28 protein-coding genes and 1 pseudogene are annotated in these 26,983 nt (G+C 61.8%); 9 read left to right on the forward strand and 20 right to left on the reverse strand.

Going from position 1 to position 26,983, the window contains the following annotated elements; genetic code table 11:
• Positions 1-12: 12 nt before the first annotated feature.
• Positions 13-264, reverse strand: a pseudogene (locus EFQ99_RS04025) (Atu4866 domain-containing protein); the annotation flags it as partial.
• Positions 265-371: 107 nt separating this feature from the next.
• Between EFQ99_RS04025 and EFQ99_RS04030 the strand changes: the two are divergent.
• Entirely contained in the window at positions 372-1,271 is a 900-nt protein-coding gene (locus EFQ99_RS04030) for a LysR family transcriptional regulator (protein WP_126919348.1), read from the forward strand.
• A gap of 76 nt (positions 1,272-1,347) precedes the next feature.
• Here the strand turns inward: EFQ99_RS04030 and EFQ99_RS04035 are convergent, their stop codons facing one another.
• From EFQ99_RS04035 to EFQ99_RS04045, 3 genes are all read right to left on the reverse strand, one after another.
• Positions 1,348-1,839, reverse strand: a complete 492-nt coding sequence (locus EFQ99_RS04035) for a GNAT family N-acetyltransferase (protein WP_126919349.1) — start codon at positions 1,837-1,839, stop codon at positions 1,348-1,350.
• Between the two features lie 203 nt (positions 1,840-2,042).
• Positions 2,043-2,501, reverse strand: a complete 459-nt coding sequence (rpiB, locus tag EFQ99_RS04040) for a ribose 5-phosphate isomerase B (protein ID WP_126919350.1) — start codon at positions 2,499-2,501, stop codon at positions 2,043-2,045.
• Between the two features lie 3 nt (positions 2,502-2,504).
• A complete protein-coding gene (locus EFQ99_RS04045) occupies positions 2,505-2,903 on the reverse strand; it encodes a RidA family protein (protein WP_126919351.1) in 399 nt (132 codons plus the stop codon).
• 336 nt (positions 2,904-3,239) lie between these two features.
• Here EFQ99_RS04045 and EFQ99_RS04050 point away from each other — a divergent pair, with 336 nt between their 5' ends.
• Together EFQ99_RS04050 and EFQ99_RS04055 are read left to right on the forward strand one after the other, a co-directional pair.
• Positions 3,240-4,667 (forward strand): DHA2 family efflux MFS transporter permease subunit, encoded by a 1,428-nt coding sequence (locus EFQ99_RS04050; protein ID WP_126919352.1) that lies wholly within the window; start codon positions 3,240-3,242, stop codon positions 4,665-4,667.
• 25 nt (positions 4,668-4,692) lie between these two features.
• Positions 4,693-5,598 (forward strand): sigma-70 family RNA polymerase sigma factor, encoded by a 906-nt coding sequence (locus EFQ99_RS04055; RefSeq protein WP_342635389.1) that lies wholly within the window; start codon positions 4,693-4,695, stop codon positions 5,596-5,598.
• Between the two features lie 31 nt (positions 5,599-5,629).
• On the opposite strand, the gene EFQ99_RS04060 is transcribed toward EFQ99_RS04055, so the two are convergent.
• Both EFQ99_RS04060 and EFQ99_RS04065 read right to left on the reverse strand, forming a co-directional pair.
• On the reverse strand, positions 5,630-5,992 hold the full coding sequence (locus EFQ99_RS04060; RefSeq protein WP_126919353.1) for a VOC family protein: 363 nt from the start codon (positions 5,990-5,992) through the stop codon (positions 5,630-5,632).
• Between the two features lie 14 nt (positions 5,993-6,006).
• On the reverse strand, positions 6,007-6,846 hold the full coding sequence (locus EFQ99_RS04065; protein WP_126919354.1) for an alpha/beta fold hydrolase: 840 nt from the start codon (positions 6,844-6,846) through the stop codon (positions 6,007-6,009).
• 113 nt (positions 6,847-6,959) lie between these two features.
• Between EFQ99_RS04065 and EFQ99_RS04070 the strand changes: the two genes are divergently transcribed.
• From EFQ99_RS04070 to EFQ99_RS04080, 3 genes are all read left to right on the forward strand, one after another.
• Positions 6,960-7,616 carry a TetR/AcrR family transcriptional regulator gene (locus EFQ99_RS04070; protein WP_126919355.1) on the forward strand — a complete coding sequence of 219 codons (657 nt, stop codon included), beginning with the start codon at positions 6,960-6,962 and terminating at the stop codon, positions 7,614-7,616.
• Between the two features lie 112 nt (positions 7,617-7,728).
• On the forward strand, positions 7,729-8,661 hold the full coding sequence (locus tag EFQ99_RS04075) for an alpha/beta hydrolase (RefSeq protein WP_245441428.1): 933 nt from the start codon (positions 7,729-7,731) through the stop codon (positions 8,659-8,661).
• The gene (locus EFQ99_RS04080) at positions 8,658-9,587 is read left to right on the forward strand and encodes a sigma-70 family RNA polymerase sigma factor (RefSeq protein ID WP_245441429.1); all 930 of its coding nucleotides are present in this window, start codon (positions 8,658-8,660) and stop codon (positions 9,585-9,587) included. Before EFQ99_RS04075 ends, EFQ99_RS04080 begins: the two co-directional genes overlap by 4 nt.
• Positions 9,588-9,828: 241 nt before the next feature.
• Here the strand turns inward: EFQ99_RS04080 and guaA are convergent, their stop codons facing one another.
• The 3 genes from guaA to EFQ99_RS04095 form a co-directional block, all read right to left on the reverse strand.
• Positions 9,829-11,391: a glutamine-hydrolyzing GMP synthase gene (guaA, locus tag EFQ99_RS04085; protein WP_126919357.1), complete on the reverse strand. Its 1,563-nt coding sequence runs from the start codon at positions 11,389-11,391 to the stop codon at positions 9,829-9,831.
• A 115-nt stretch (positions 11,392-11,506) separates the two neighbouring features.
• Positions 11,507-12,145, reverse strand: coding sequence for a 5'-methylthioadenosine/S-adenosylhomocysteine nucleosidase (locus tag EFQ99_RS04090; RefSeq protein ID WP_126919358.1), 639 nt, complete (start codon positions 12,143-12,145; stop codon positions 11,507-11,509).
• A complete protein-coding gene (locus EFQ99_RS04095) occupies positions 12,142-12,591 on the reverse strand; it encodes a PaaI family thioesterase (protein ID WP_003583690.1) in 450 nt (149 codons plus the stop codon). The genes EFQ99_RS04090 and EFQ99_RS04095 overlap by 4 nt, the downstream gene beginning before the upstream one ends.
• Before the next feature lie 200 nt (positions 12,592-12,791).
• On the opposite strand from EFQ99_RS04095, the gene EFQ99_RS04100 reads away from it, so the two are divergent.
• Complete coding sequence (locus EFQ99_RS04100) at positions 12,792-13,868, forward strand: DUF2252 family protein (RefSeq protein ID WP_126919359.1); 1,077 nt, start codon at positions 12,792-12,794, stop codon at positions 13,866-13,868.
• Between the two features lie 12 nt (positions 13,869-13,880).
• Here EFQ99_RS04100 and EFQ99_RS04105 read toward each other — a convergent pair whose 3' ends face one another.
• The 6 genes from EFQ99_RS04105 to EFQ99_RS04130 all read right to left on the reverse strand — a co-directional run bounded on the left by EFQ99_RS04105 (position 13,881) and on the right by EFQ99_RS04130 (position 21,134).
• Positions 13,881-14,960 (reverse strand): DUF1513 domain-containing protein, encoded by a 1,080-nt coding sequence (locus EFQ99_RS04105; RefSeq protein ID WP_126919360.1) that lies wholly within the window; start codon positions 14,958-14,960, stop codon positions 13,881-13,883.
• Positions 14,961-14,964: 4 nt separating this feature from the next.
• Complete coding sequence (locus EFQ99_RS04110) at positions 14,965-16,065, reverse strand: imelysin family protein (protein WP_126919361.1); 1,101 nt, start codon at positions 16,063-16,065, stop codon at positions 14,965-14,967.
• Positions 16,065-17,801, reverse strand: a complete 1,737-nt coding sequence (locus tag EFQ99_RS04115) for a di-heme oxidoreductase family protein (protein ID WP_245441430.1) — start codon at positions 17,799-17,801, stop codon at positions 16,065-16,067. The genes EFQ99_RS04110 and EFQ99_RS04115 overlap by 1 nt, the downstream gene beginning before the upstream one ends.
• 46 nt (positions 17,802-17,847) lie before the next feature.
• Positions 17,848-19,122 (reverse strand): imelysin family protein, encoded by a 1,275-nt coding sequence (locus EFQ99_RS04120; RefSeq protein ID WP_126919362.1) that lies wholly within the window; start codon positions 19,120-19,122, stop codon positions 17,848-17,850.
• A 224-nt stretch (positions 19,123-19,346) separates the two neighbouring features.
• Positions 19,347-20,636 (reverse strand): RsmB/NOP family class I SAM-dependent RNA methyltransferase, encoded by a 1,290-nt coding sequence (locus EFQ99_RS04125; RefSeq protein ID WP_126919363.1) that lies wholly within the window; start codon positions 20,634-20,636, stop codon positions 19,347-19,349.
• Between the two features lie 135 nt (positions 20,637-20,771).
• Positions 20,772-21,134, reverse strand: coding sequence for a septal ring lytic transglycosylase RlpA family protein (locus tag EFQ99_RS04130; protein ID WP_126919599.1), 363 nt, complete (start codon positions 21,132-21,134; stop codon positions 20,772-20,774).
• On the opposite strand from EFQ99_RS04130, the gene EFQ99_RS34900 reads away from it, so the two are divergent.
• On the forward strand, positions 21,076-21,312 hold the full coding sequence (locus EFQ99_RS34900; RefSeq protein ID WP_164736321.1) for a hypothetical protein: 237 nt from the start codon (positions 21,076-21,078) through the stop codon (positions 21,310-21,312). The genes EFQ99_RS04130 and EFQ99_RS34900 overlap by 59 nt on opposite strands.
• Before the next feature lie 229 nt (positions 21,313-21,541).
• Here the strand turns inward: EFQ99_RS34900 and EFQ99_RS04135 are convergent, their stop codons facing one another.
• From EFQ99_RS04135 to EFQ99_RS04145, 3 genes are read right to left on the reverse strand one after another with little or no spacing between them, the layout of a single operon-like run.
• Positions 21,542-22,411, reverse strand: a complete 870-nt coding sequence (locus tag EFQ99_RS04135) for an SDR family oxidoreductase (protein WP_126919364.1) — start codon at positions 22,409-22,411, stop codon at positions 21,542-21,544.
• Entirely contained in the window at positions 22,411-23,568 is a 1,158-nt protein-coding gene (queG, locus tag EFQ99_RS04140) for a tRNA epoxyqueuosine(34) reductase QueG (protein ID WP_126919365.1), read from the reverse strand. Before queG ends, EFQ99_RS04135 begins: the two co-directional genes overlap by 1 nt.
• Before the next feature lie 12 nt (positions 23,569-23,580).
• On the reverse strand, positions 23,581-24,273 hold the full coding sequence (locus EFQ99_RS04145) for a glutathione S-transferase family protein (RefSeq protein ID WP_126919366.1): 693 nt from the start codon (positions 24,271-24,273) through the stop codon (positions 23,581-23,583).
• A gap of 228 nt (positions 24,274-24,501) precedes the next feature.
• Here EFQ99_RS04145 and EFQ99_RS04150 point away from each other — a divergent pair, with 228 nt between their 5' ends.
• Entirely contained in the window at positions 24,502-25,299 is a 798-nt protein-coding gene (locus EFQ99_RS04150) for an undecaprenyl-diphosphate phosphatase (protein ID WP_126919367.1), read from the forward strand.
• Between the two features lie 249 nt (positions 25,300-25,548).
• Here EFQ99_RS04150 and EFQ99_RS34905 read toward each other — a convergent pair whose 3' ends face one another.
• Positions 25,549-25,701, reverse strand: coding sequence for a hypothetical protein (locus EFQ99_RS34905; protein ID WP_008524876.1), 153 nt, complete (start codon positions 25,699-25,701; stop codon positions 25,549-25,551).
• A gap of 283 nt (positions 25,702-25,984) precedes the next feature.
• A complete protein-coding gene (locus EFQ99_RS04155; RefSeq protein ID WP_126919368.1) occupies positions 25,985-26,965 on the reverse strand; it encodes a complex I NDUFA9 subunit family protein in 981 nt (326 codons plus the stop codon).
• Positions 26,966-26,983 lie beyond the last annotated feature (18 nt).

Genomic DNA, 26,983 nt, shown 5'->3' on the forward strand with positions numbered 1-26,983 from the left:
ACCGGCGGCACGTTATTTGCGCCGAAGCACCATGCCGGCGTGATGGAGGGTATTGCCGTCGATGAAGTCGCCGTCGGCGGTGAAGCCGGTATCGTCCCAGTATTCGATGTGGCTGCCGGTGACTTCGTAGCGTCCCTGGTAGGCGCTCTCTCGGCCGCCGCGCGCCTCGTCGTAGCGGCTGCTGGGTAGAAGTTCGTGGCGGATGCGGCCGTCGTCCGTTACCCACATGCCGACATAGGGATGTTGTTGCATGGTGTTCTCGCTTAGCTATTGACTCGCAGGGATTGGGTCGCTGACGACAGGAAGATAACGATCTCAATCTGCGCGATTAAGTTGCTAATCCAACATGCCTTGGTTAGAAGTGCTAACCAATGGTCGACGATCTTGAAGGCATTTCAGTCTTTCTCGCCGTGGTGGAGGCGCGCAACTTTCGCCTTGCCGGGGAGCGGCTCGGCGTCACCCGCTCCGCCATCAGTCAGGCCCTGCAACGGCTGGAGGATCGCCTTGGCGTCGCCCTCGTCCAGCGCACCACGCGCAGCTTCAGCCTCACCGAAGCTGGCGAAGTGTTCCTTGAGGCGGTTCGCCCCTCGGTGCGCCAGGTCAAGGATGCCATGCAGACGGTGCGGGAAATGCAGGCGAGCCCAGGCGGCCTGCTGAGGATTACCGTTTCCTCGATCGCCGAAAGCTTCCTGTCCGGGAAGTTGATGGCCGGCTTCATCGAAGTCTACCCGGGCGTCAAACTGGATATCACCATCACCGACGACGAATTCGATATCGTTGAGGCCGGGTTCGATGCCGGTGTCAGGCTCGGCGAGGTGATCGAACAGGACATGATCGCAATACCGGTCTCCGAAGAGCAGCGGCAATGCCCGGTCGCATCCCCCACCTATCTCGAACGCCGCGGCTATCCCAGCCATCCCCGCGACCTGCAGAGCCATGCCTGTATCGGCTGGCGGCCGCGCCCCGACACGGCGCCTTATCGCTGGGAGTTCACTGAAAACGGCCGTGACTTCGACGTCGCCGTCGATCCCGCCGTGACCACGAACGACATGGGGATGATGATCCGCATGGCCTGCGCGGGCGCCGGCATCACCTTCGGCATGGTGGAAACTTTCCAGCCGTATTTCGATCGCGGGGAACTCGTGCCGCTGCTGGAAGATTTTTGCCCGCCATTTCCGGGCTTCTATCTCTATTATCCCAGGCGCCAGCGGCAGCCGCTGAAGCTGCGCGCGCTGGTCGATTATGTGCGCGGGGCGGGGAGGGCAGTCTGATCTGCGCACGCGACACCGGGTTCGATCACTCGTCGAGCCCCAAGGAAGGCAAAACCTTGGGGCTCGGCGCACCAGGCTAGACTGCCAGGGCTTCCCAGCAAATCACGGGGCCGTCTTCGGCATCGATCCGCTCGCCAGTGCGCGTGAAGCCATTACGTTCGAGGACGCGCTGTGAGGCGATGTTTTCCAACCCAGTCTCTGCGGAGATCAGAGACACGCGAAGGTCGTTTCGCGCCCATGCGAGCATCTGTCCTATGGCCCGCGTGGTGTATCCGCGGCCCTCGCGCGTCGGCGCAACCCCGTAGCCGATATGGATGTTACCATCTTGGGGAACCCGGATGATGGAGCAAAGGCCGACGATTTCGCCATCCTCTACGATCATCCAGGCCGACGGCGAGAATTCCGCCGCTATGTCAGCCGAAAGGCGGCTCAGCATCTCCAGAACTTCAGGAGGCGCAATTGCGCTGTCTTCGATCAGGCGCAGATTAGCGGGCGCGATGCCCTTCAGCAGCGCTTCGAAGTCACGAGTGGTCAGTTCGATAATCATATTCTTCTCGACATTAGACATGCGCCGGCAATGGGCGCGCTAAGGCCGGGCAATGGAGCGAGGATCAGCTCTCGGTCACGATGCCGAGCGCCTCTGTCTCTACCGCCGCAGCCGGTGAGGTCTGGATCGTTGCGACGGCAAACAAAGGCATTCTCCTATAAGACGGAAATGCGAATAACAGTCCTATGCGCGGATCTCAAGATCCTGCGATCGATCAGCCGGCGCTACCCTTCCAGCGCCCCAATCATCGCCACCCGCGTCGCATGCCGGCCGCCCTCGAACTGAGCAGTCAGGAACGCATCCACGATATCGAGCGCCAGCCCTTCGCCCACCACGCGCGCACCAATCGACAGCATGTTGGCATCGTTGTGCTGGCGGATCATGCGGGCTGAGAATGTGTCGGCGCAGGCGCCACAACGGATGCCCTTGACCTTGTTCGCCGCCATCATGATGCCCTGGCCGGTGCCGCAGAGGATGATGCCGAACCGGCAATCGCCAGAGGCGACCAGCCGCGCTGCCGCTTTGCCGTGCTCAGGATAGTGTGTGCTCTCCGGCGTCCTCGGTCCGATATCGATCACCACCCAGCCCTGCGCCGCGATATGAGCGGCAATGGCCTGCCGGAGCGGAATGGCGGTGTGGTCGCTGGAGAGGACGATGCGATTCGGATTCGGCTGCCCGGTCATGGCCTACCCATCCACAACTGCGAACGCGTCAACCTCGATGAGATAGCCAGGCGAAAGGGCGGTGACCCCTAGGAGGACGTCAGCAGGCTTGTGATCACCGAACAGCACCACTCGAGCTTCTTCGATGATCGCCAGATGGCGATCTCGCTCGTAACCGACAACATAGATCGTAATCTTTGCCACTTGTTCGGGAGAGGCACCGGCGGCTGCAAGAGCTCGACCAAGATTGGCGAACACCTGGCGTGCTTGAACCGCTAGATCACCCGGGCCCACAAGCTTCCCGTCGATGTCTTCCGGTTCCTGACCAGCGACGAATATGAGCTTGGTCCCCTTTGCGACAACGACTTGAGTATAGGTCGTTGGGGTCGGTAGATCGGGCGGATTGATGCATTCCAGCGTCATCTTTTTCGCTACCCTGTTGTTGCTTCCTCGCGCACATGTTGAGCACGGGCACTTCCTCGCGTCAAACGACATCCGGAACTGGGACCTGGAGACTCTGTTTGCCGTGACGGGAAACTACCGTCAGCATCATCGCGACAGGCGTGGAAAGCGGGCCAGCTGGGCCAGAGGCGACCACTGGCAGTGCTTGGCATCGCGCTCGCTAGAATTATTTCCAGGAGACCGTTCCGTTCTGCGCTTCCGTTTCGTCTTGGTGGCGAAGGGTATCGGCCGGGTCAGCGCCGACGGCGCGACGCGCCTCGTCCCGCAACCGCAGCACAAGACCAAGAGGCGAAAATCATGACTGGCCAATCAAACAAATCGAATACGACTTGGGTGCTACTACTCGCATCCGCGGCCAATCTGATGGTCGCGCTCGATGCGATGGTCGTCACGACGGCGCTGACGCGGATCGGTCGAGAACTGGGTGCGTCCATCGAGGCTCTCGAATGGACAGTCAACGCATACACCCTAAGCTTTGCAGCATTTTTCCTGTTGGCCGCGGCGCTGGGCGATCGGTTGGGTCGCCGCCGCATGTTCGTGGTTGGTCTTCTACTATTCGTCGCCGCCTCGGCGGCATGCGCCCTTGCCCCTGATATCGGCTGGCTGATCGCGGCGCGCGCTGTCCAGGGCGTAGGTGCTGCCATCGTCATGCCACTCGCTCTCGCACAGATCGGTATCGCATTTCCGCCGGAGCGCCGGGCGTGGGCGCTCGGCATCTACAGCAGCGTCGCCGGCTTATCGACCGTCCTGGGCCCAACTGTGGGCGGGATTGTCACCGAGGGCCTGGCATGGCGGTGGATTTTCTGGATGAACCTGCCGCTTGGCCTGGTGGTCGCCGGTTTCTCCATCGCCCGGTTGCGCGAGACGTTCGGCTCGCGATCCCCAATCGATGTGTTCGGTGTTGTGCTTTCCACTGCCGGCGCCTTCGGGCTGGTGTGGGGACTTGTTCGTGCCAATGCCGCAGGCTGGGGTAGCTTCGAAGTCGTATCGTCACTGGCTGCTGGAGCTGTTCTGCTCCTGCTGTTCGTCGTCTGGGAGTTGCTGGCCTCCTATCCGATGATCCCGATGCGATTTTTCCGTCGGCGCGACTTCTCTGCCGGCAATGCCGTGATGTTCCTCCTCACCGGCACTCTGATGAGCGCGATCTTCTTCATGGCGCAGTTCCTGCAGACGGTTCTCGGCCTTGGTCCGCTCGTCACGGGGTTAGGCCTCCTGCCGTGGGGTGCGGCAGTCGTCATTGGCGCACGAAGTGCCGTTGGTGTCGCGAAGCGCCTTGGCGAAGCACCGACAATCATCTTTGCCCTTCTGGTTCAGGCGGCAGGGCTTGCATGGATAGCGCTGATCGCAAGGGCGGGCATGGCCTATGTTGGACTTATGGCGCCGATGATCCTTGCCGGCGTAGGATTTGCCTTGGCGGTGACCATCACCCAAAAGGTTGTGATCGGCGCGGTGGCAATGCCCGATATCGGCAAGGCATCGGGAACGCTGGGGACAATCCGCCAGCTGGGTGGAGCGTTCGGCGTGGCAATCACCGTCGCGGTGTTCTCGCACACCGGCAGCTACGCAACGCCGGTGGCTTTCGCTGATGGCTTCGCCGCAGCCATGGGCGCCGCCGCTGCGTTCTCGCTGGCAGGAGCAGCGGTGGCGGCACTTCTTTTACGTGCGCCCGCTTGGGCCCTGACGACCAGCTTGGGGCCTTTGTCCCCCCCGAACGATAAGTTATAGTCACCGGCAATACGAGGAGGATAGCTTGTCGGAACAAGCAAAGGGAAACCTGCCGACATCCGTAGCGGAAAAGCCATTGGAACAGCTTTTCGGTGAAATGAGATCTAAGCTCCATCGCTACTGCGCGCGGATGACCGGCTCGGTCATCGACGGCGAAGACGTGGTTCAAGACGCACTGGTCAAAGCGATCGAGGCCGCGCCAAGCGCCGGACCGATCGCCAATCCCGAGGGTTGGCTCTTCCGCATCGCCCACAACGCGGCGCTGGATTTCCTGCGCCGTCGCGCCCGGGAACGAACCCTGGAGTTCACCGAGGATACGGACATGGTTGTGGAAACGAGAAGCGCCATCGAAGACCGCGAGATCGTGGCGGCGAGCCTACGCACCTTCATGCGGCTTCCGCTGTCACAGCGCAGCAGCGTGATCCTGGCTGACGTGCTTGGCAATTCGCTTCGGGAAACCGCCGAGATTGTCGACGGGAACGTGCTCGCCATCAAGGGTGCCCTGCAACGCGGACGAGAGCGCCTGCGCGGTTTTGCTGCGGAGGACGATAACGGTCCGGTTCCCGAGCTTGACGAACCCGATCGGCAGCGTCTCAAGACCTACGTCGATCTCTTCAACGCGCACGATTTCGATGCGATCAAGGCCATGCTGGCCGAGGATATCAGGTTCGAAGTCGTCAACAAGGTGCGTCGCGACGGCAAGAGCGCCCTGCCATACTTTACGAACTATGGCGCACGGCCGCATTGGCGTCTCCTTGCCGGCTTCGTCGATGGACGCCCCGCCGCTCTTGTCTATGACGGCGAGGATCCCGACGAGCGGATCAAGTACTTCGTGCTGCTGGAATGGACTGGAGACCAGGTCACGAGCATCCGCGATTTCGTGTTCGCCCGCTACGCGATGGAAGGCGCCGATATCAGGGTGATGGACTGACTGAAGCTCGTGCAGCCGGCCCGACCGGTCGTCATTGGCTAAGCACGATGCGATTGCCCTCGCTGTCGCGGAACTCTGCAGCGATGCGGTTGGGGTCATAGGGCGCCGGCTGCGGTTCGGTGAGAATCGGTACATCAGCCGATCTCAGTCTTTCGACCCGCATTTTGATATCGCCGTCTATCAGCACCAGAACGGGCTCACGCGAAAGGGCATCGTCCTTTCGCTTCAGGAAGTGGAGCGTTGTTTCGGCGGCTCCGAACCTGAGCTCGATCCAGCGCCAGCCGTTGCTGCCCATCGGCACGTCAGCGGCAACATCGCAGTCGAAATGGGCGATGTAGAAGGCCTTGGCGCGGTCTTGGTCGAAGACGGGGAGTTCTGCGAATTGAATATGCATGCTGGTATTCCTTCTTACCGATTGCTGGTGACGCTAAGGGTGCGATCGAGCGCGCTCGCAAAATTGGCGGGGTCGCTGGAAAAGCCCATGTGATCGCCTGGAAAGGAAACCGGCGGGACGCCGAGCTTTTCGGCCAGTGCCCTTCCCATGCTTTCGATCGGCTGACCGGCGGAGGCCTCGCCGATGGCGACGACCACGCGCGGCTTGCCCGCGCGCAATGCGTCGACATCCGGACGGAACGACGAGAGCGGCAGCAGGCCATGGGCAAGCCAGTATTCGAAATTGCCGCTGACCCGCGCAAACGTCTCCGCCGCTTCGGGCGGAAGTTCCGGCTGCGGCGCGGCGCCCTCGGAAAGCCCGTTGTCGGCGAAGAATTTGCCCATCGCTGCTGCGACGCCGTGGCTGCGATAGGTTTCGTAGAGGGCCCGTGCGCCGTTCACCATCGCCGAGGGGTCGGACATCAGCATCATGCAGGGCGGTTCATGCGCGACCACGGTGCGCACCAGTCCGGCATGACGCGCGGCGAGGTTGAGGCCGATCTGGGCTCCGCCGCTGGTGCCGAAGACATCAGCCGGTCCGTCGCCGACGGCGGCGATGAGTGCGGCTGCGTCATCGGCGTGCACGTTGACATCAAGCTCCTCCGGTTCCCCTTGAAAAGGGCTGCGCGAGTTGCCGCGCGGGTCATAGGCGATAACGGTGTAGCGGTCGGCGAGTTGATGGATGAGCCCCGCGAAGACGCCGGCGTCCTGGGGCCCGCCCGGGATGACCAAGAGGGTCGGACCGGCTCCGTGCGTCTCGTAATATATCTCTGCGCCCGGCACTTTGAGCTTGGCGGCTTTGGCTTGGAGGATCATCGCGTGCTGCTCCCATATGTATAGTACTAGACCGTCTAGTACTGCTATTGCTAAAAACTAGACTGTCCAGTACCGTGAGTCAATCGGTATGATGATGAGGCATTGACGGGTTCATGACGAAGTTGGTTACAGCAAAAGCGGAGGTCACTGACGAGCCGCCCAATCGGTCGGCGCGTAAGCGCGAAGCTATCCTTGACGCTGCGACCGAGGTGTTTCTGCGCGATGGCTATCTCGGCACCAGCATGGATGAGATCGCAGCACTTTCCGAAGTGTCCAAGCAGACGGTCTACAAGCACTTTGTCAGCAAGGAGGCGCTGTTCGTCGAGATTGTCGGCACCATGACCACACGGGCCGGAGATGCTGTTCATACCGAAGTCGAGCTCGAAGATGGCGGCGACTTGCGGGCCTATCTCGAGGACTACGCCTACCGGCAACTGGTCGCGGTGGTGACGCCACGGGTCATGCAGTTGCGGCGGCTGGTCATCGGCGAGGTGGTGCGCTTCCCTGAGCTTGGGCGGGTCCTCTATGAGCGCGGCCCGCTTCGCGCGCTGACGGCGCTTGCGGCGACCTTCGAACGACTGAACGCGCGCAGACTGCTGAAGGTCGATGACCCGATGACCGCCGCATCTCAGTTCAATTGGCTGGTCATGTCGCAGCCGCTGAACCAGGCAATGCTGCTCGGCGATGCGGCGATCCCCACGCCCGCTTGGATGCGGCGCCACGCGGTCGAGGGCGTAGGCGTGTTTCTCGCCGCCTATGGCAGGACGTGAAGACGCGCCGGCAATAGCCGGCCATCGGCGTATCTTTTCGCGGGATTGCTCCGTCTTAGGAGGTGATGACGGAAGTCCTCACCATCGCCCCCTAACCAATAGGAGCACGACAATGGAACGCAAGCCGAGCTTGGCAAACAAGACCCGCTACGAAGCACTCGCGGAGGCTTGGCTCCGCGGCCAGGAATTGCCGCCGGAAACCTCGGAATGGTCCGCCTTGACGGAAGAACCGGGTGGCGTCGACTATATCGAGACGAACCTCGCCGGCAAGACCGCGCTGTGGGTGCAGCCTAAGCTCGCGGCCAAGGATCGGATCATGCTCTACGTCCACGGCGGCGGCTATCTCGGAGGATCGATCTGGACCCATCGCAAGATGGTCGGACACATCGCCAAGGCCGTTGGCTGCTACGCGTTGATCGCCACATATGACTACGCCGTTCAGAGCAAGTTCCCGCGCCAGATCGAGCAGATCGTAGGCGCGTTCGAGTGGCTGGCCGAACAGGGCATCGAACCGAAGCACACGATCGGCGCAGGCGATTCCGCCGGTGCTGGCCTGATCGTAGCGGCTACAATGAGACTCCGCGATGCGGGACGTCCGCTACCGGCCGCGCTCCTGAGTATCTCCGGATGGCATGATCTATCGGCGAGCGGCCGCTCTTATCAAGCCAACCGTGAGAAGGATGCCTTTTTTCAGAAGGAGGCCGTGGAGATGCTGGCGACGCAAGTGCTGGGAGGGGCGGACGCCCGAGATCCATTCGCCAGCCCCATCTTTGCCGATCTCAAGGGCTTGCCGCCGATCAACCTGCAGGTGGGCGGGGACGAGACCCTGCTCGACGACAGCCGAGTGCTCGCCGACCGTGCGAAGGCCGCCGGGGTCGAGGTGCGCCTGGAGGTATTTCCGGGGATGCTGCACACCTTCCAGATGATGGCCGGTCGCGCTCCCGAAGCCGACGACGCAATAGAGCGGTTTGCGCAATGGGTTCGCCCCAGGCTCGGCCTGACCGGAACCGCTGCGGCACCCGGCATGAGACAGGGGGCGGCATGACCAGCGCTCACGTCCCTGACAGCGCAAAGATGTGGCTGACGAAGGATCTGCCGCGGCGACCGGCAGGACTGTTCGACGCTCGCTATCGAGCCTTCCTCGAGACGGTGTCGGACGCCCGACCGCAACTGCATCGCTACTGTGCCCGCATGACCGGTTCGCGGCTCGACGGTGAGGACCTCATGCAGGAGACGCTGTTCGAGGCCTACACGAAGATCGACACTCTTGATGATGCAGGCAAGCTGAAACCTTGGCTGTTTCGCATCGCTCACAATCGCTGCATTGATCTTCTGAGACGTCGCGACGCGCGTGCAAGAGCGGAGAGCGCCTATTCGGAGGACGTCGGCGTCGTCGCCGCAGAGCCGGTGACATCAGATGCACGTCGCGCCGTGGAACGGCTGGTTGGCCACCTGCCGCCCAAGGAGCGTGCCTGCATCCTCCTCAAGGATGTGCTCGACTATTCGCTGGAAGAAACCGCGGAATTCGTGGGTTCGACGGTTGGTGGCGTAAAGTCGGCTCTCTCCAGGGGACGGGCGAAGCTCGCCGACTTGCCCACTGAGCGTGTCGGCGAACCGGCTCGTCCGCTCGATCCCGATACCGCGCATCTCCTGCAGCGCTATGTCGAGCTTTTCAACCGTCATGATTGGGATGGTATCCGGCGCCTCACGAGCGCCGATGCTCAGTTGCGGGTCGCCGACTGCTTTGACGGCCTCCTCAGAAACTCTCCCTATTTCGCCGAATACGACCGAAACCCAAAACCATGGATCATGGAGTTGGGGGCGATCGACGGGGAGCCTGCTCTGCTGGTGCTCTTCCAGCGCGGCGACGAGTGGCAAGTCACGTGGGCAATTCGTGTTCACGTCACAGACGGCCTCATCGACCGCATCGAGGACTACTACGCCTGCCCTTGGATCGTTGGGGACGCCTGAGAGTCAGACCTGAAACTGACGACCGGGACAGCCAATGAGGAAGCGACACGCTGAGTGAATGTCCGCTTTGGGCGGTGGGTTTAAAAGTCCGCCTGCCCGAACCTCAAGCCGAATTGGGCTTGGTTAGGAGAAGAAACCTTGAGAACGATTGTACCAGTGGAGCTGAAAACGGGCAGGAACGGCAACTACGCGGCAGCGCAAACCGCCGCCGGAAACTACACTGTTGCCGCCGTTTGTTCCGTCACTCCCACTCGATCGTGCCCGGCGGCTTCGACGTGACGTCGTAGACGACGCGGTTGATGCCTCGCACCTCGTTGATGATGCGGGTCGCGGCGCGGCCGAGGAATTCCATGTCGTAGTGGTAGAAATCCGCCGTCATGCCGTCGACCGAGGTGACGGCGCGCAGGGCACAGACGAATTCATAGGTGCGCCCGTCACCCATGACGCCGACGGTCTGGACGGGCAGCAGCACGGCAAAGGCCTGCCAGATGGCGTCGTAGAGGCCGGCCTTGCGGATCTCGTCGAGATAGATCGCGTCGGCTTCGCGCAGGATTTCGAGCTTCTCGCGGGTGATGCCGCCGGGGCAACGGATGGCGAGGCCGGGACCTGGGAAGGGATGGCGGCCGATGAAGCTGTCGGGCAGGCCAAGCTCGCGGCCGAGCGCGCGCACTTCGTCCTTGAAGAGCTCGCGCAACGGCTCGACGAGCTGCATGTTCATGCGCTCCGGCAGGCCGCCGACATTGTGATGCGACTTGATCGTCACCGACGGGCCGCCGGTGAAGGAAACGCTCTCGATCACGTCGGGATAGAGCGTGCCCTGGCCGAGGAAATCGGCGCCGCCGAGCTTCTTGGCTTCTTCCTCGAAGGTTTCGATGAAGAGACGGCCGATGATTTTGCGCTTGGTTTCCGGGTCGCTGACGCCCTCGAGCTCGCCGATGAAGCGCTCGGACGCGTCGACATGCAGCAGATGCAGATTGTAGTGCTCGCGGAACATCGCGACGACGTTTGCCGCCTCGTCCTTGCGCATCAGCCCGTGGTCGACGAGGATGCAGGTCAACTGGTCGCCGACGGCCTCGTGGATCAGGAGCGCTGCGACGGAACTGTCGACGCCACCCGAAAGCGCACAGATGACGCGCTTGTCGCCCACCTGCTTGCGGATCTGTTCGACCGCCTTCTGGCGGTAGGCCGACATCGACCAGTCACCCTTGAGGCCGGCAATGTTGTGAATGAAGTTGCCGATCAGTTTGGCGCCGTCGGGCGTATGCACCACCTCGGGGTGGAACTGCACGCCGTAATATTTGCGCTTCTCGTCGGCGATGAAAGCGTAGGGCGCGTTGGAGGAGGTGGCAACCACCTCGAACCCTTCAGGCAGCGCGGTGACGCGGTCGCCATGGCTCATCCAGACCTGGTGGCGCGAGCCGGAGGACCAGAGGCCCTCGAACAGCTGGCAGTCCTTGTCGACATCGAGGAAGGCGCGGCCGAATTCGCGATGATGGCCGCTCTCGACCTTGCCGCCGAGCTGCATGCACATCGTCTGCTGGCCGTAGCAGATGCCGAAGACCGGCAGGCCGCTGTCGAAGATGATGTCAGGCGCTCGCGGCGACCCTTCGTCCACCGTCGAAGCCGGGCTGCCGGACAGGATCACGGCCTTCGGCTGCAGGCGCTTGAAGCCTTCTTCGGCCGATTGGAAGGGAACGATCTCGCAATAGACGCCGGCCTCACGCACGCGCCGTGCGATGAGCTGGGTCACCTGGCTGCCGAAATCGACGATGAGAACGGAGTCGGGATGTGCTGTCTGGGTCATGGCGAGGCTTTAAAGAAAAGCGCTTCGCCTTGCAATCCGGGAAATCGGCGGCATCGGCTTTTTATTGTTCCGATTGTCCCCGCGCCTCTGAAAGGCGCGCGGCGCGCTTCCGGGCTCAGAACCAGAAAACTCCATCCTCCAGCGCCGTGAACAGGCTGTCGACGCCGTAGGAGAGCTTGCGGTCGACGATGTGCAGATATTCGGTCCAGCCCGAGATATGCTGCAGCTCGACCACACCGTCGGAAATGCCGCGAAGCCCGATCAGCGGCAGCTTGTAGCCCTGGCAGGCGCGCAGCACCGCATAGGTCTCCATGTCGACCATGTCGGCGTCGATATTGGCGTAGGCGGCGCCGGAGATGACGTTGCCGCCTGTGGAAAGGCTGGCTTCCGGAATGCCGGGAATGCGCAGCGGCAGTTCGAGCGTCGCAGGCAGGTCGAGGAAGGGCGTCAGGCCTTTTTCGAAGCCGAGCGGCGAGGCGTCCATGTCGCGGTAGGAAACCGTTGTGACCTGATAGATTTCGGTCTGCTCCAGTTTGGCGGAGCCGGCCGAGCCGAGGGAGACGACGAGATCCGGCAGGTCGTCTGCCGCATCGAGCCGCGCCAAGGCCCTGGTCAGCGCGACCGCTGCCTCGACCGGACCGACGCCGGTCATCAAAGGTTCGATGCGAGAACGCAGGAAGGGCCCGTATTCGGCCTCCGCCGCCATCACGAAAAGGATGGATTTCCCCGCGACCGATTTCAGTTCGAACTTCATCCAGTAATTCCCTCTCTACCGCGGATAACCATCATCGTTCCCGTCATGGAGGCGATGAGTTTCGCCGGCCCGTCGCTGATCGCGTAGCCTCGCCCGTCGGCGACGATGATGGTGGAGCCGGGTTTGGTGATTTCCCCGCGGAACAGGAAACGATCGCCACGCCCCGGCGACATGAGATTGACTTTGAATTCGATCGTCAGGATCGAGGCTTCGGGGTCGATGACGCTGTAGGCCGCAAATCCGCAGGCCGAATCGAGCGCCGCGGAAATGATACCCGCATGCAGGATGCCGTGCTGCTGTGTCAGTTTGACGTCGAAGGGAAGCTCGATCTCGACGACACCGTGCTCGACGCGCGTCAGTTCCGCGCCGATCGTCTGCATCGCCGCCTGGCGCGCAAAATTGCGGCGGATTCGCGCGCGGAAATCGCCCCTGTCAGTCTCGCTCATGGCTGCCCCTCTTGAAGCGGCGAAAGTGGCATGGCGCGCCGGATTCGACAAGCTGGACATCGCCGAAATCGCTTGCGACCATAGTGGAAAGATCGGGCCGTGCTCGACCGGCGTGTCGCGGTCCGTGCAAAGGTGATTGCGGGCTCGCGCGTTGCGCGTATTCTGCTCATCGGATCTCGACATGATGGAGCACCGGGGGCATGACGACGATATCGCAATCGGTTCTGGAATATGAGAACTGGCTCGCCGACCAGCTCGGCGATGATCTGGTCAAGGAGGATCTCCGCGAAAAGCACGAGAAGATGCGAAGTAACGATTTCGTCTTCCTGCGCGCCACCTATTGGCGCTGGTCCGAGACCATCCTCGAAATCTGCCCGGACCTCGGCGAAGCGCCCGAGGTGCTGGCGATCGGCGATACGCATCTGGAAAATTTCGGCACCTGGCGTGATGTCGAAGGCCGGCTCGTCTGGGGCGCCAATGATTTCGACGACGCGGCGCTAATGCCCTATGCGCTGGATCTCGTTCGCCTTGCGGCAAGCGCCATCCTGGCGCGTGGCGATGACGGTCCCTCGGTGCGCATGATCGGCGAGACGATCCTTGCCGGTTATCGAAGGGGTCTCGAAAATCCGCTTCCCGTCATCCTGGAGCGCGATCACAAATGGCTGCGCAAGGCGCTGCTGCTGCCGGATTCCGAGCGCCGGGAATTCTGGGAGAAATACCGCATGCTTGATGTGGGCAACAAGCCGGCATCCGCTCCCTATGCCGAAGCTTTGGCGAACGCGCTGCCGCCTGGAACCGGGCCTTTCGTGCCGAAACCGCGCAGCGCCGGCACCGGCAGCCTCGGCCGCCCGCGCTTTGTCGCCTATGCCGACTGGCAGGGCGGGCCGGTGCTGCGTGAGGCAAAGGGGCTGGTGCCGTCGGCCTGGTCGCTTCACCACAGGCCGAAGGACGTAGAGATCCATGCGGGCGAGATTGCCGGCGGGCGGGCGCGCTCGGCCGATCCCCATTATCAGGTTTCCGACCGCATCCTCGTGCGCCGACTTTCGCCGAACAGCCGCAAGATCGAGATCGACAAGCATCCGGAGATCCTGCTTGCGCCGACGATGCTCGAGCTGATGGGTTTCGAGATCGCCAATTGCCATTCTAACGACGCGGCGGCGGTTGAGGCGATCCGCGGGGACTTGGAACCGCGGGGCAACGACTGGCTGCACGAGGCGGCAAGGGCCGCCGCAACAGCCGTCAGCGCCGAGCAGAAAGCCTATGAGCGTGCCGGTTAGGGATAGTTTTATTTAGATCCTGATGATGTGCTGATCCCAGGCGACGTCGCTGCGGGTCGAGAGGAAGTCGCCGTCATAGGAAGAGACGGCAAAGCCGCCTCTCGCCGGCGCAATGCCCGCCGCATCGGCAATGGCCGTCTCGGCCAGCACCTTGCCCGTCCTGGCGTCGATGGTCACCGAGGTGCCGCCCTTCGGCGAGGTGACGCCGACGAGCCCCTCGCTGCGGTTGACGGAGATCGCTCCGACGTAATTGGCAAGCCTGCGCGTCGTCTCCTCCGGCAGGTCGATGAAGGAGAGATCCTCGCCCTTGGCGAAATGGCCGACAAGCGGCGGCAGATCCCTGCGGTGGCCTTCGTACTGGCAGGCAAACCAGATGCGGCCCTTGTCGTCGAGATCGACGTGGCGGGTCGACAGCGCCGACCATTCCGCCGGCAGCACATGTTTTTCGACCAGAACACCGGTCGCCGCATCGATGAGAACAAGCGACGGCTGCATCGCGCCGAGATTGAGTTTGGTGCGGCCGAAATCCGGATGCGTCTCGATGCCGCCATTGGCGACGATGAGAATGCGTCCGTCATCGGACACCGTCATGTCGTGCGGGCCGATGCCGTATGTCTCGAATTCCCCAATACGATTGAAGCGGTCAGTGGCGTCGTAGAGGCCGATCATGCCGCGATTGCCGTCGAAGTCGTTCTCGCTGGCATAGAGGATGCGGCCATCGGGCGAGAAGGCGCCGTGGCCGTAGAAGTGCCGGTCTTCCCCGGAGCCGATGACGATCGGCTCGCCTTTATTCCGGGGATCGAAGATCATCGCATAGGTGCCGGGCCGGCGCGCGAAGGCGACGGTCTTGCCGCTGGCGGCGTTGAACGCCATTCCGTGAGCGCGCGCGGGAAGCGCCACCTGATCGATGATCTCGCCGCGCTCCGTCACGGTCGCCACCGCAAAGGACCCGTCGGCTGTCCGAATGCCCGAGGCATAGACCGCCTCGGCCCGTTCGAGCGCCATCAGCGACCTTGGCGTCAAGGCCGCGAGGAAGCCGAGCCCCGCCGCCTTGACGAAACTGCGTCGGTCGATCGCGGCACTTCTCCACATGGCATCAGTCTCCGTCGGAAAAGGAAAAGCCGGCCGAAAGCCCGATGGCCGCACCGTATTCGTCGCTGATCTTGGTGATCAAATTGCGGCTCCCGGCCAGCAGCGTGTCAAGTTTGGCCTTCTCCGCATCGCTGGTTGCGGCCTCGATGTCGGGATTGAGCCTCGGGACGTCCTCGAGCAGCGATTTGAAATCCTCGTCGATCGCGGCGGCGATCGCCTGCTTGTCCGGCGGCAGAAGCTCGGCCATGCCGGCCTTCTGCCAGAGTGTGCGCAGGCCTTCCAGATTGGCGGCCATCGATTTCCAGGTGTTTTTCGAACGCCAGTAGATCGCCATACGCGGACGCGGCGCAGTATCCTTGCCCTTGTAGAACTGCTCCAGCCGCTGGTCGCGGAGATTCTCGGCGCCATGGACGAGAATGCCGAGCAGCGCGGTCACGGCTTCCTTGTTGTCCATGAAATCGTCGCTCTGCGCGCCCGGATGTTTCCAGCTTGCCTGCACCCCGTCGGGCTTTTCCCAGGCGGCGACGACTTCGCCGGCCTCACGCTGGATATTGCCGGCGACCGCTGCGCCGTAAAGGCAGCGGAAGCCGCCCTTCTGCTTGATGAGGTCGTCGGCGCCGTTGCCGTAAAGCACGTATTCCAGCGCCGTCAGACCCTGCAGCGCCACGCTCTTGCCGGCGATCGCGTCGACCGTCGCATCCTTCGGATCGGCCTTGGCGATCAGCGCCTGCACCTGCTTGAGGCCGACGCCCTTGCGGTCGGGATAAAACAGGATGTGCTCGAAAAGATTATCGTGAGTCACAGGTCCGGTCTGCACGATCTCGATGATCGACCAGTAGCGGATCGTGTCGTCGAAGGCGGATTTCGCCTTGTCGAGCGTCTGCTGCGTGCCACCGTCGCAGAGATCCTTCATCGCCGTCGTCAGCCGGGCGGACGATTGTTGCATGTTGCGATAGCCAGGACGGATCACCTCGTCGACGGCGCGCTGCATGACGGCGGGAACGGCATCCTCGTTCAACCCTGCCGGAGAAGCGGCGGTCTGGGCGGCCGCTGACGTGGCGACGCCGATCAGAGAAAGGCAGAGCAGGGGGTGCCAAAGGCGCATCAAAGTGACTCCAGGAATGTAATCAGGGCCGCCCTGTCGTCTTTGGACAGGGAGGAGAAAGCGTTGCGGGCCTTTTCAGCTTCGCCGCCATGCCAGAGGATCGCCTCGGTGAGGTCTCGCGCACGGCCGTCATGCAGGAAAAAGCTGTGTCCGCTGACAGTCCGGGTCAGTCCTATACCCCATAGCGGCGGCGTGCGCCATTCACGTCCGCTTGCAAGGCCGACCTGCTGTCCATCGGCAAGACCGTCACCCATGTCGTGCAGAAGGAAGTCGGAATAGGGCCAGATCAGCTGGAAAGACTGCGCCTTGTCAGCGCTATCCCGGCGGGTGACGAATTTGGGCACATGGCAGGAAATGCAGCCGGTTTCATAAAAGATCCGCTTGCCCCGCAGCGTTTCGGGGAAGCTTGCCTTGCGCCGCGCCGGGACGGCAAGATTTTCGGAGTAGAAGGTCACGAGATCAAGGATGGGGCCCGGTGCTTCTTCCGCGCCCAGCCGCTTCTGCACGCCGGTCGGCATATCAAGGCATTTCTCTTCTGCCTTGGTGCAGTCGCCCTGCGCATTCGGCTGATCGGGCGTCGAGATGCCGATATCATTGGCGAAGGCATCGGCGCTCTGGTCGCGCACCGTGGCGTTCTGCGCCTTCCAGCCGAAGCGTCCGAGCGCGATCTTGCCGCTCAGATGGTCGCGCACGATCGCGGCCCTGCCGGAGATGCCATCGCCGTCGGCATCATCAGGATCGGCATGGGCGAGGATATCGGCTTCGGGAATGGCCTCGATCAGCCCGAGGCCGATCATCGCGGAGGCGACGCGCGGCGAAATCGTCGTCGCGGGATCGAGCGGCCCATAGGCCGGGCTCTCAACCGCATAGCTCGGCCGGCGCAGCGACACCATCTCGCCGTCGCCGAGCGTCACCGGTTCCTCGCGGTAGCTGATCGCCATCTTGCCTTCAGCGGCAAGGCCTGGAACGGCAAGATCCTGCAACTGGTGGCCATAGACCGGGTCGGGGAAATTAAGGACATCAGCCGCCGCGATCGCCCTTTGCTCCTCCGGTGTCTTGGCCGCGCGCGATAGCCGCAGCAGCATCGAAGTGGCGCTCGGGCCTCCCTCCGGCGGCTTTCCGCGGCCGTCATTCACATGGCAGCTCATGCAGGAGCGGGCATTGAACAACGGCCCGAGGCCATCAGAGGCCTGCGTCGAAGAGGGAGCGGAAACCCAGAGCTTGCGAAAGAGCGCATTACCGAGCCTGAAATTCTGCTCTTCCTCGAAAGGGATATTGGCCGAAATATGCGAGAAACTGTCCTCGGTGACGGGATCGATCGAGGTCGCAGCGCCCGCCTGCATCGCCTCGTATTGTTCGGCCTTGGAAAAATCCGTGGTCGACCGCGTAACGTCAGCGACGCGTTTGAGATCGCCTTCGGAAAGGTCGGTGCGTTTCGTTGGCAGATCGAAACCGGCTGCAATGGCTGCGGAAAAACCGGCAAGCGTGGCGAAAGCAGCGATACGGATGGATAGGCGAAATTTTGAGAAGAGGCGCTTATACCAAGCGGCAAACTCAAGGGTGCCGGTGCGCGATACCCTCTCTACTCCCTCATTCCTGTGCTCGTCACAGGAATCCAGTGCGCCCAAGTCCTTGGGCGCGGAAGACTCCCCTTTGACCGAGTCATTCACGGCGCGGACGCGCCGTGGCTGGATTCCTGTGACAAGCACAGGAATGAGGGAAGTAATGAACCGCATTTCAGAGTCCGGGCCGCTCCGGCTTTCGAAGCGGCCCGCCTTTTGCTTATTTGAAGACGGCGTTAGGATTATCCAAGCTGTCGGAACCTTCAAGCTGAACCGTGCCGAGATCGAGTGCGGCAATAACGCGCTGGATCGATTTCGTCTGATCGATCAGCCCGTCGATGGCAGCCTGGACGACGGCGTTGCCTTCCTTGTTGCCCTCGCCGATCATCTGGTCATACTTCTCGACCGTCTCACCGCGCTTTGCCATGGCGTTCATCGCATCGAGCGTCTTGTTGAGCTTGCTTTCCATCTCGGCATCAAGCGCCTTGTCCTTTGCGGCGACCAGATCATGCAGCGACGGGCCGCTGAGCTTGGTGCCGTCGACGCGGGTGTAGTTGCCGGTATAGGCGGCGGCGATGCCGATCGCGTCATTGAGATGGGAATTATAAGTATTGTCGGAGAAGCAATCATGCTCTTCTTCCGGATCGTGCAGCAGCAGGCCGAGCTTCATGCGCTCGCCGGCAAGCTCGCCGTAGGAGAGCGAACCCATGCCCGTCAGGATCGCGACGAGGCCGGCCTTCGGCTCGGCTTCGACGTTCTTGGTTGCTGCGCCATCCGGCTTCCAATCGTCAGTCATCTCCTGCAGGTCGGAAACGAGCAGAGTAGAGGCAGATTTCAGATATTCGGCCCGGCGATCGCAATTGCCGTGCGTGCAATTCTTCAGGTCGTAATCCGTTGCAGGGCGGTTGCCGGCGCCTGGGCCCGTGCCGTTCAGATCCTGGCCCCAGAGCAGGAATTCGATGGCATGGTAGCCGGTCGCGACATTGGCTTCGATGCCGCCGGCCTCGGCGAGCGTGCCGGAGAGGAATTCCGGCGTCAGCTTCGAGGCGTCGACATCCTTGCCGTCGATCTTGATCGTCTTGTTGGCGATGACATTGGCCACATAGAGAGAATTTTCGTCGCTCTCAGTGCCGTAGGAGGGATCGACATAATCAATCAGGCCTTCGTCGAGAGGCCACGCGTTGACCTTGCCTTCCCAGTCGTCGACGATCGGGTTGCCGAAGCGATAGACTTCCGTCTGCTGGTAGGGCACGCGTGCCTTGATCCAGGCGTCCCTGGCAGCTTTCAGCGTCGTATCATCAGGCGCTTTCAGGAAGGCGTCGATGGCGGCGTCGAGTGCCTTGGCCGTCGTCAGCGAGTCCTCGTATTTGGCGTGCGCCACGTCGGCATAATGTTTCACCACGGCGGCAGCATCGGTCTCGGCATGCGCGGGAAGGGCGAGCAGCGCGGCGGGGGCGATCGCCAGCACGGCTGCGCGGAATGTGTTGAGCTTCATGATCCTCTCCTGTGACGGATTTTCCGTCTAATCGGGCTCCGTCTCTTCGCGCAAAAGCAAACTGGTGTCAAACACTCTAGTTTGGAATAATTTTAAGGATGAAGAGGTCCCGGCAAACCTGTCTTTTGGAACGGCATCTGCGTGGAAACACCGGCAGCAGCCGTGTCCGCGCAGCATCATCCGCCGCGGCGTCACTATCCGTTGCTGGCCTTCGTTAAGCGGCGTCAGCTCTTCCGCTGCATGCGGCAGAAGAAAAAGCCATCCGTATCGGTGGAGGCTGGCGTCAGCGTCACCGTCAGGCCGTCGGAAGAATGCGGGCGCGGAGCGTCTTTTCCAAACAGCTGATCCCAGGCGGGCAGGGCGCTGGCGATCTGAAAATCGGGATTGCCAGCCGTGAAGCGGCGCACCTGTTCCTCGTTCTCCTGGGGCAGCACCGAGCAGGTGACGTAGATCAGCTCGCCGCCTGGTTTGACGAAGCCGCTCGCCTGCGCCAGCGCGTCCTGTTGCTGGGCGGTGCGCTCGTCGAGGTTCTTGGCCGTCAGCCGCCATTTTGTATCGGGCCGGCGCCGCCACGTGCCGGTGCCGGTGCAGGGCGCATCGACCAGCACCTTGTCGCAGCGCCCGGTAAGGCCGGAGAGCCCCTTGGCGTCGTCATGCACCTGGACATTGCGCGTGCCCGCCCGCTTCAGCCGCTCGATGATCGGCGCCAGGCGCTTGCGGTCGGCGTCATAGGCGTGAACCTGTCCCTTGTTCTGCATGGCCGCCGCCATGGCGAGCGTCTTGCCGCCGCCGCCGGCGCAATAGTCGAGAACCTGTTCGCCATCCCGAGCAAGCACCAGGTCGGCGACGATCTGCGATCCCTCGTCCTGAACTTCGAACCAGCCTTTCTGGAACGAAAGCTCGGCTGTCACGTTGGGAAGGCGCGAGGCGCCTTCGCCAGCGGCAATCCGGATGCCGTAGCGGGCGATCTTTGCTGCATGAGCGCCGGCTCTTTCGAGCGCCTTCACGGCCTTGTCGCGGGAAGCTTTCAGGATGTTGGCGCGCAGATCGAGCGTCGGGCGAGCCGCAAGCGCCTGTGCCTCGGCAAGCCACCTGGCGCCGAAAGCCTGTTCGAAGGAGGATTGAACCCATTCGGGAATATCGCCGCGGATATGCGGTGGCGCATCGTCGAGCGAGCGGCTTTCGAAAGCCGATACGGCGTCGGCCGAAAGCGGCGCCGGTGCAAACTTGTCATCCGCCAGTTCGGTGGCAAGACTGTCAGGTGTGAAGCCCCACTGGCGGAACATGACGGCATGGGCGATGGCCTGAGCACTGTCGTCATCCATCAGCCAGGCATGGGAAAGCCGCATGCGCAATGCATCGTAGACAATGTTGCCGATTGCCGCGCGATCGCCGGAACCGGCGAAGCGATGCGCAAGGCCCCAGTCCTTCAGCGCGTCGGCGACAGGCCGCTTGCGGGCATCGATATCCGCAAGCACAGAAATCGCCCCTTCGAGGCGGCCGCCCAAACGCATTCACATGTCTCCTATTGCCATGGCGTGTGAACGATCCGTGCGCGGATGCGACAGTCGCGGGGCAGGGTGTTCACAAGTCTCAACCGCGTGGTAACCGCGATTGACGGCAAGAGCAAGCATTGGAAGGCTATAGCCTCAGCTGATCACCTGGTAGCAGACTTTCGCAGTGCCGGAGCTCACCATGCCGATGTTCTGAGCCGCCGCGCGCGAAAGATCGAGCACGCGGCCACGGATGAACGGGCCGCGATCGTTAATGCGGACGACGACGGTGCGGCCATTGTTGCTGTTGGTGACCTTCACCTTGGTGCCGAAAGCGAGCGAACGATGTGCGGCAGTCAAGACGGCAGGGTTCATACGTTCCCCGGAAGCAGTTTTGGAGCGAAGCGCGTACCATGAAGCGCCGCCACAACCATTTCCAGCAAAACCTTCCGCGGGAAGCATGGAAGAGCAGGCTGCAATAGTTGCCGCGGCGATAATAGAACGACGTATTTTCTTCAAAACAGAGTATCCCTCAACTATTGAACTCACGCCCTTGCAGGCGGCGGGGCTTAAATCTGTTAAAAAGTGGCGAAAAAGTGCCACGTCCGTTCACGGAATATTACAATCTGTAACATTCGTGAGCGCGGCGGTGAAATTTCCGAAAGGGAGGGCAATCAAAAATGTGGAAAAAACTTAATGAAATCAGTTAAAATACGAACGAATTTTCCGGAAGAGAGCTAAGCATTCTTGCGTTCACAAAAACCGCAAAAATTTTTTTCCGATTTTGCCATATTTGCCGCCACATTTGGGCAAATTTAAAGGCCGTTAACCATATTAAACGGCGAAATTTATCCAGCCAAACTCGGAAAGTAGGAATTTCCTACTCCTTTTGGGTGAGTACTCCGGGTCACAGGCATGCGCGTGTTCTAACCGCGCCAGCGTCTATCCCGCCACAATTGGGCGAGTGACATCGGATAATTCGGGAAGGAGAATTCGAAGCCGGCAGCCTTGAGCTTCGCATTCGAGACGCGTTTGTTCTCACCATAGAAGGAGCGCGCCATCGGCGTCAGTTCGGCGGTCTCAAACGCCTGCTCCGGCGGCGGTTCGACACCCATCAGGCGCGCTGCCTCGACGATCACATCCTGCGGCGGACCGGGCCGATCGTCCGTGACATTATAAATGCCGCCGAGATGGTTCTCCGACAGGAAGCGTGTGGCCGCGCCGATATCCTCGACGCGGATGCGGTTGAACACCTGGTCCTTCTTGATCAGCCGCCGCGCCGTGCCCTTTTCCAGATTGCAGAAGGCGTTGCGTCCCGGCCCATAGATGCCGGAAAGGCGCAGCACCGCCGCCGGCACGCCGCGCTTCTCTCCCGCTGCCAGCCAGCCGTCTTCCGCTTCGAGCCGTTCCTTCGACCGCCCGGAGACGGGCACGCAAGGTGTTTCCTCGTTGATCCATGCGCCCTTGTGATCGCCATAGACGCCGACGGTGGAGAGGTAACCGATCCATTCGAGCCTGGGCGGCAGGCTTGCGCCGTCTTCACCGAGCAGACGCAGCAGCGGATCGGCTTTCCCCGGTGCGATCGACTGCACGAGATGGGTGACGTCAGCCAAGGCCTCGCGCAACCCGTCTTCCAAGGTCTCGCCGTCGAAAAGAAATGCCTCAATGCCGTTACGGCTGAGTGTTTCCATCTTCTCCGCCGAGCGCGTGGTGCCGGAAACGCGCACGCCGTCGCCGGCGAAGGCGTTGGCGATCGCTGTGCCGGAATAACCGCAGCCAAAAATCATCACATGCATCAGCCCACTCCCGCCAGCCACCATTCGTTCAGTACGTCAGCATCTCTCTCATCTGCCCTCTGTGCGGCAAAGGCCGAGAATTCGCCAGCCTCCATCAGCCGCGAAAGCGCCCAGACGGCCATCCCCCGCACTACCGGCGAGGCGTCATTCGCGAGGATACGACATTGTCCAATCAGCGACGTCTCCCCGGAATTGCCGGCGGCGATCAGCACGTTGCGGACGAAACGGTCGCGGCCGATCCGCTTTACCGGCGAGCCGCTGAAGAAGGACCGGAAGGCGGCATCGTCAAGCGTCAGCAGAAAGGCGATCGACGGCTCCTGCAGGTCTTGCCTCGCCTTCAGCTTCATCTCGGAGGCGGAGCTGGCAAACTTGTTCCAGGGACAAACGGCAAGACAGTCGTCGCAGCCATAGATGCGGTTGCCGATCAATGGTCGCAGCTCGGGATCAATCGGCCCTTTGTGCTCAATGGTGAGATAGGAGATGCAGCGTCGCGCATCGATTTGGTAGGGCGCGGGGAAAGCGGCCGTGGGGCAGATGTCGAGGCAGGCGCGGCAGGAGCCGCAATGATCGGTCTCCGGCGCGTCGACGGCAAGATCGGCCGTGGTGAACATCGACCCGAGAAACAACCACGAACCGTGCACGCGGCTGACGAGATTGGTATGTTTGCCCTGCCATCCCAAGCCGGCCGCCGCTGCCAAGGGCTTTTCCATGACGGGCGCCGTATCGACGAAGACCTTCACATCGGCTCCCGCCCGCGCCGCAAAGCGCGTGGCGATCTCCTTCAATCGGCCTTTGATGACGTCGTGATAATCTCGGTTGCGGGCATAGACCGAGATCGCCGCTTTGTCGGGCTTGTCGAGAACGCCGCGCGGATCTTCCTCCGGGGCGTAGTTCAGGCCGAAGACGACGACGGATCGCACCTCGCTCCAGAGTGTGCGGGGATCGCCGCGCCGGTCGCGCGTCTCTGCCATCCAGTCCATCGTCCCGTGGCGCCCGGCATCGATGAACTGGCCGAGACGTTCCCTCGCGTGCGGGATCGCGTCCGGGCGGGTGATCCGGCAGAGATCGAAGCCCTTGGCGGCAGATTCCGCCCGGACGAAGTCGGTCAAATTGTCGCGGCGGCGGCGGTCTTTGTCATTGTTGTCGGCTTCGGGCATGAAGAGCCCTCGTCAGAAATCCAGGTCAGCGTAATGGGAAACCGGCGTCAGGCCGCGTACGCGCTCGGTCAGCATCGGCCGGAAGGACGGGCGCGATTTCAGCCGCTGGTACCATTCCTTGACGATAGGCGCATCCGCCCACTCGATCTCGCCGAGATAATCGAGGATCGAGATCGAGGCGGCCGCAGCGAGATCGGCATAGCTCATCCGCTCGCCCGCCAGCCATTGGCGCGAGCCGGCAAGCCAGGTGAGATAGCGCATATGCTGGCGAATATTCGCGCGGGCCGTGCGTAGGATCTTCGAATCCGGCGCTCCGCCGCCCTGATCGGCAGTCATCTGCAACTTATAGACACGCTCGCGGGCCAGCGGCTTCGTCACGTCGTTTTCCATCTTCTGCATGAACCATTCGGTCAGCCGGCGGATTTCCGCCCGTTGGAATGGATCTTCGGCGAGCAGCCTCCGGTCGCGCTTCAAGACGCCGTGCGTCTCGTCCAGATATTCGGAAATGACGCTCGCACCGCAGAGAGCGCGCATGCTGTCGTCGACATAAACAGGCAGCGTGCCGGCCGGATTGAGCGCCAGGAAGTCCCGGCGCTTCTCCCATGTCTGCTCCTCGATCAGATCCGCGTGGTAGCCGTATTCCGCCAGGATCAACCGGACGAAGCGAGATGCGGATGACATGGGATGATGATAAAGCGTGGGCATCGAGACTCGGGCTTTGTGATTGCTGTTACAGGACTGTGTGGCAGCTCAATTATAGCGCCCTAGTCATGACTCATTGGTTGAAGCTATAGGAGCTTGGCCCCGCCAATACAAGCGAATCGGATTTTACCCCATCTGACGATGGCGAACACGGTCTAACGAACGAATGGAAGCGGCAGCCTGATCGGCCCAAGCGCTCAGGCCCGACCGAATTTAAACCGGAGACAATGTATGGATTATATAAATGCTGCCATCCTCGGTATCATCGAGGGGATTACCGAGTTTCTGCCGATCTCGAGCACCGGCCACCTGATCATTGCCGAGCAATGGCTCGGACACCGGTCGGACATGTTCAACATCGTCATTCAGGCCGGCGCCATCCTTGCCGTCACCATCATTTACTGGCGTCGTCTGCTGGATTTGGTGCTTGGCTGGCGCGACCCTGAGAATCGCGATTATGCCGCCAAGCTGATCGTCGCATTTCTCATCACCGCAATTCTGGGACTTATCGTCAAGAAGCTCGGCTTCGAGCTTCCGGAGACTGCCACCCCGATCGCCTGGGCGCTCATCATCGGCGGTATCTGGATGATCTTTGCCGAATGGGCGGCCGCACGTAAGGCCCCTCACAAGGAGATCACCTGGCTTGTCGCCATTCTGGTCGGCATCGCCCAGATCGTCGCCGGCGTCTTCCCGGGAACGTCGCGTTCCGGCGCCACCATCTTCGTCGCCATGTTGGCGGGCACGGGTAACCGCGCCGCGGCGACCGAATTCGCGTTCCTCGTCGGCATCCCCACAATGTATGCCGCAAGCGGCTATGAATTGTTGAAGACGTTTAAGGATGGCGGAGCGGCAGGCGAAGACTGGACGGCGCTCGCCATCGCCTTCATCGTTTCCACGTTGGTCGCTTTCATCGCGGTCAAATGGCTGCTTGCCTATATCAGAAGCAATCGGTTCACGCTGTTTGCCATCTACCGCATCATTCTCGGTGTCTTGCTGCTCGGCATGGCCGCGACCGGCATGATCGCCTGAGACATTTCTACCGCATTTGCATTCGCGCAACTCCTGGCGCGAATGCAAATGCCTCGTCGGTTTGGCGAGTGAATATTCGACGACCGGCAGGCGCCGATTTTTTCAGATAGCGATATTGAGAGGATATGTGCCTGCTGCCGCTTTTGACGCAGGCAAAGACCGAGCGTTCATTGTGAAGCGCCCTGTTTCAGGCGTCCCATAGACGGCTTGTCTTTGGGTAGGATGCCGGCGCTGAAGGCCGGCCTTTCGTCAATGGCTGATCGAAGCCGTCGAGCAAGGATCGACGCCGTAAGCCGGCGAGCAGTCACCCTTCACTGCCGCGACCGAGCCGGGCGCAACGAAGGAGCCTGCAAGAATAACCAGCGCCGCACACGCAAAAAGGAGCGCGATTGACTTGCCCATCGAGAAATGCCTTTCACAGTGATTGCCGCACGCGATCGCAGGCGTTGAAACCGTCCGAGGACGCGCGGGGTTTGGTAGTCAGTGGAATGACAAATAGCAATAAACGTTCCTGCTAAATTTGGCGTTAATTCCACAAAATTTCCCATGCGTCTTTTATGCAACGCTGGTTAATACGAGCCGCAACCAAACATTTCAAACTTGCGCCAGCTTTACTTCAAGTGACAACGGCAAAACGCCGTCCGCGCTGTCCGCGAACGGCGTTCTCTGAATGCTCAAAAATGGTTCAGGCGGCCTTGCCGGTGCCGGTATACTGGCCGTGCGGGCGATAGTGCACGAGGTAGGAGCCGAGCACCGATGCCGGCATGGTGGGCGTAATGCCGAGGCCCTTCAGCGTGCGGCCTTCCGCTTCGGCTTCTCTGGAGACGATATTGTCGTGCTTCAGCAGGCGCACTTGGTCGGGCGTGATCGGCGGCGTTATGAAGGGGATCATCGAGGCGATACTGCCGATCATCGAAGCGATGCCGAAGGGCAGGGACACCAGCGGGTTCCGGCGGCTCGTCACCTTCAGCATCATCTCGAGACATTCGCGGAAGCTCAGCACCTCAGGCCCGCCAAGCTCATAAACCTTGCCACCGGCGACCTTGCCATCGACGGCGCGGGCAACGGCCTCGGCGATATCCTCGACATAAACAGGCTGGAATTTCGTCTTGCCGCCGCCGACCAGCGGCAAAACCGGCGACATCCGCGCCATGTCGGCGAACTTGTTGAAGAAGCTGTCCTCCGGTCCGAAGACGATCGACGGGCGGAAGATCACCGCATCGGGCTTGATGGAGAGGATGGAAGCTTCGGCGCGGCCCTTGGTGCGGCCATAATCCGAACTGGATTTCGCGTCGGCGCCGATCGCCGAAATATGAACGAGGCCAGCGCCGGCGTTGCGTGCCGCCTCGGCGACCGCGCGGCCGCCGAATTCCTGCACGGCGTCGAAGGTGTTGCGGCCAGTCTCATGCAGAATGCCGACGCAGTTGACGACGTAGCTTGCACCCTCGACGGCGCGGTCGATCGAGTTGCGATACCGCAGGTTCGCCTGCACGAAGGAGATCTGGCCGACGTTGCCGAGCGGCTGCAGAAAGCCGGCGAGATCGGGACGGCGGACGGCCACGCGGATGCTGTAGCCGCGTTTGGCCAGCGCCCGAACCACGTGCCTGCCCACGAAGCCGGACCCTCCGAACACGGTGACGAGCGGCGGCAGGTTGGCAAGGGTCATGGCAGGCTCCTCGAAAGG

Source organism: Rhizobium vallis (assembly GCF_003985155.1).
In the GTDB taxonomy this organism is placed as follows: Bacteria; Pseudomonadota; Alphaproteobacteria; order Rhizobiales; family Rhizobiaceae; genus Rhizobium; species Rhizobium vallis.

What these genes read in the sequence shown, in the direction of transcription:
- EFQ99_RS04030 (WP_126919348.1), top strand. Translation starts at nt 372, where the DNA reads ATGGTCGACGATCTTGAAGGCATTTCAGTCTTTCTCGCCGTGGTGGAG.
- EFQ99_RS04035 (WP_126919349.1), bottom strand. Translation starts at nt 1,839, where the DNA reads ATGTCTAATGTCGAGAAGAATATGATTATCGAACTGACCACTCGTGAC.
- rpiB (WP_126919350.1), bottom strand. Translation starts at nt 2,501, where the DNA reads ATGACCGGGCAGCCGAATCCGAATCGCATCGTCCTCTCCAGCGACCAC.
- EFQ99_RS04045 (WP_126919351.1), bottom strand. Translation starts at nt 2,903, where the DNA reads ATGACGCTGGAATGCATCAATCCGCCCGATCTACCGACCCCAACGACC.
- EFQ99_RS04050 (WP_126919352.1), top strand. Translation starts at nt 3,240, where the DNA reads ATGACTGGCCAATCAAACAAATCGAATACGACTTGGGTGCTACTACTC.
- EFQ99_RS04060 (WP_126919353.1), bottom strand. Translation starts at nt 5,992, where the DNA reads ATGCATATTCAATTCGCAGAACTCCCCGTCTTCGACCAAGACCGCGCC.
- EFQ99_RS04065 (WP_126919354.1), bottom strand. Translation starts at nt 6,846, where the DNA reads ATGATCCTCCAAGCCAAAGCCGCCAAGCTCAAAGTGCCGGGCGCAGAG.
- EFQ99_RS04070 (WP_126919355.1), top strand. Translation starts at nt 6,960, where the DNA reads ATGACGAAGTTGGTTACAGCAAAAGCGGAGGTCACTGACGAGCCGCCC.
- EFQ99_RS04075 (WP_245441428.1), top strand. Translation starts at nt 7,729, where the DNA reads ATGGAACGCAAGCCGAGCTTGGCAAACAAGACCCGCTACGAAGCACTC.
- EFQ99_RS04080 (WP_245441429.1), top strand. Translation starts at nt 8,658, where the DNA reads ATGACCAGCGCTCACGTCCCTGACAGCGCAAAGATGTGGCTGACGAAG.
- guaA (WP_126919357.1), bottom strand. Translation starts at nt 11,391, where the DNA reads ATGACCCAGACAGCACATCCCGACTCCGTTCTCATCGTCGATTTCGGC.
- EFQ99_RS04090 (WP_126919358.1), bottom strand. Translation starts at nt 12,145, where the DNA reads ATGAAGTTCGAACTGAAATCGGTCGCGGGGAAATCCATCCTTTTCGTG.
- EFQ99_RS04095 (WP_003583690.1), bottom strand. Translation starts at nt 12,591, where the DNA reads ATGAGCGAGACTGACAGGGGCGATTTCCGCGCGCGAATCCGCCGCAAT.
- EFQ99_RS04100 (WP_126919359.1), top strand. Translation starts at nt 12,792, where the DNA reads ATGACGACGATATCGCAATCGGTTCTGGAATATGAGAACTGGCTCGCC.
- EFQ99_RS04105 (WP_126919360.1), bottom strand. Translation starts at nt 14,960, where the DNA reads ATGTGGAGAAGTGCCGCGATCGACCGACGCAGTTTCGTCAAGGCGGCG.
- EFQ99_RS04110 (WP_126919361.1), bottom strand. Translation starts at nt 16,065, where the DNA reads ATGCGCCTTTGGCACCCCCTGCTCTGCCTTTCTCTGATCGGCGTCGCC.
- EFQ99_RS04115 (WP_245441430.1), bottom strand. Translation starts at nt 17,801, where the DNA reads ATGCGGTTCATTACTTCCCTCATTCCTGTGCTTGTCACAGGAATCCAG.
- EFQ99_RS04120 (WP_126919362.1), bottom strand. Translation starts at nt 19,122, where the DNA reads ATGAAGCTCAACACATTCCGCGCAGCCGTGCTGGCGATCGCCCCCGCC.
- EFQ99_RS04125 (WP_126919363.1), bottom strand. Translation starts at nt 20,636, where the DNA reads ATGCGTTTGGGCGGCCGCCTCGAAGGGGCGATTTCTGTGCTTGCGGAT.
- EFQ99_RS34900 (WP_164736321.1), top strand. Translation starts at nt 21,076, where the DNA reads ATGGAAGAGCAGGCTGCAATAGTTGCCGCGGCGATAATAGAACGACGT.
- EFQ99_RS04135 (WP_126919364.1), bottom strand. Translation starts at nt 22,411, where the DNA reads ATGCATGTGATGATTTTTGGCTGCGGTTATTCCGGCACAGCGATCGCC.
- queG (WP_126919365.1), bottom strand. Translation starts at nt 23,568, where the DNA reads ATGCCCGAAGCCGACAACAATGACAAAGACCGCCGCCGCCGCGACAAT.
- EFQ99_RS04145 (WP_126919366.1), bottom strand. Translation starts at nt 24,273, where the DNA reads ATGCCCACGCTTTATCATCATCCCATGTCATCCGCATCTCGCTTCGTC.
- EFQ99_RS04150 (WP_126919367.1), top strand. Translation starts at nt 24,502, where the DNA reads ATGGATTATATAAATGCTGCCATCCTCGGTATCATCGAGGGGATTACC.
- EFQ99_RS34905 (WP_008524876.1), bottom strand. Translation starts at nt 25,701, where the DNA reads ATGGGCAAGTCAATCGCGCTCCTTTTTGCGTGTGCGGCGCTGGTTATT.
- EFQ99_RS04155 (WP_126919368.1), bottom strand. Translation starts at nt 26,965, where the DNA reads ATGACCCTTGCCAACCTGCCGCCGCTCGTCACCGTGTTCGGAGGGTCC.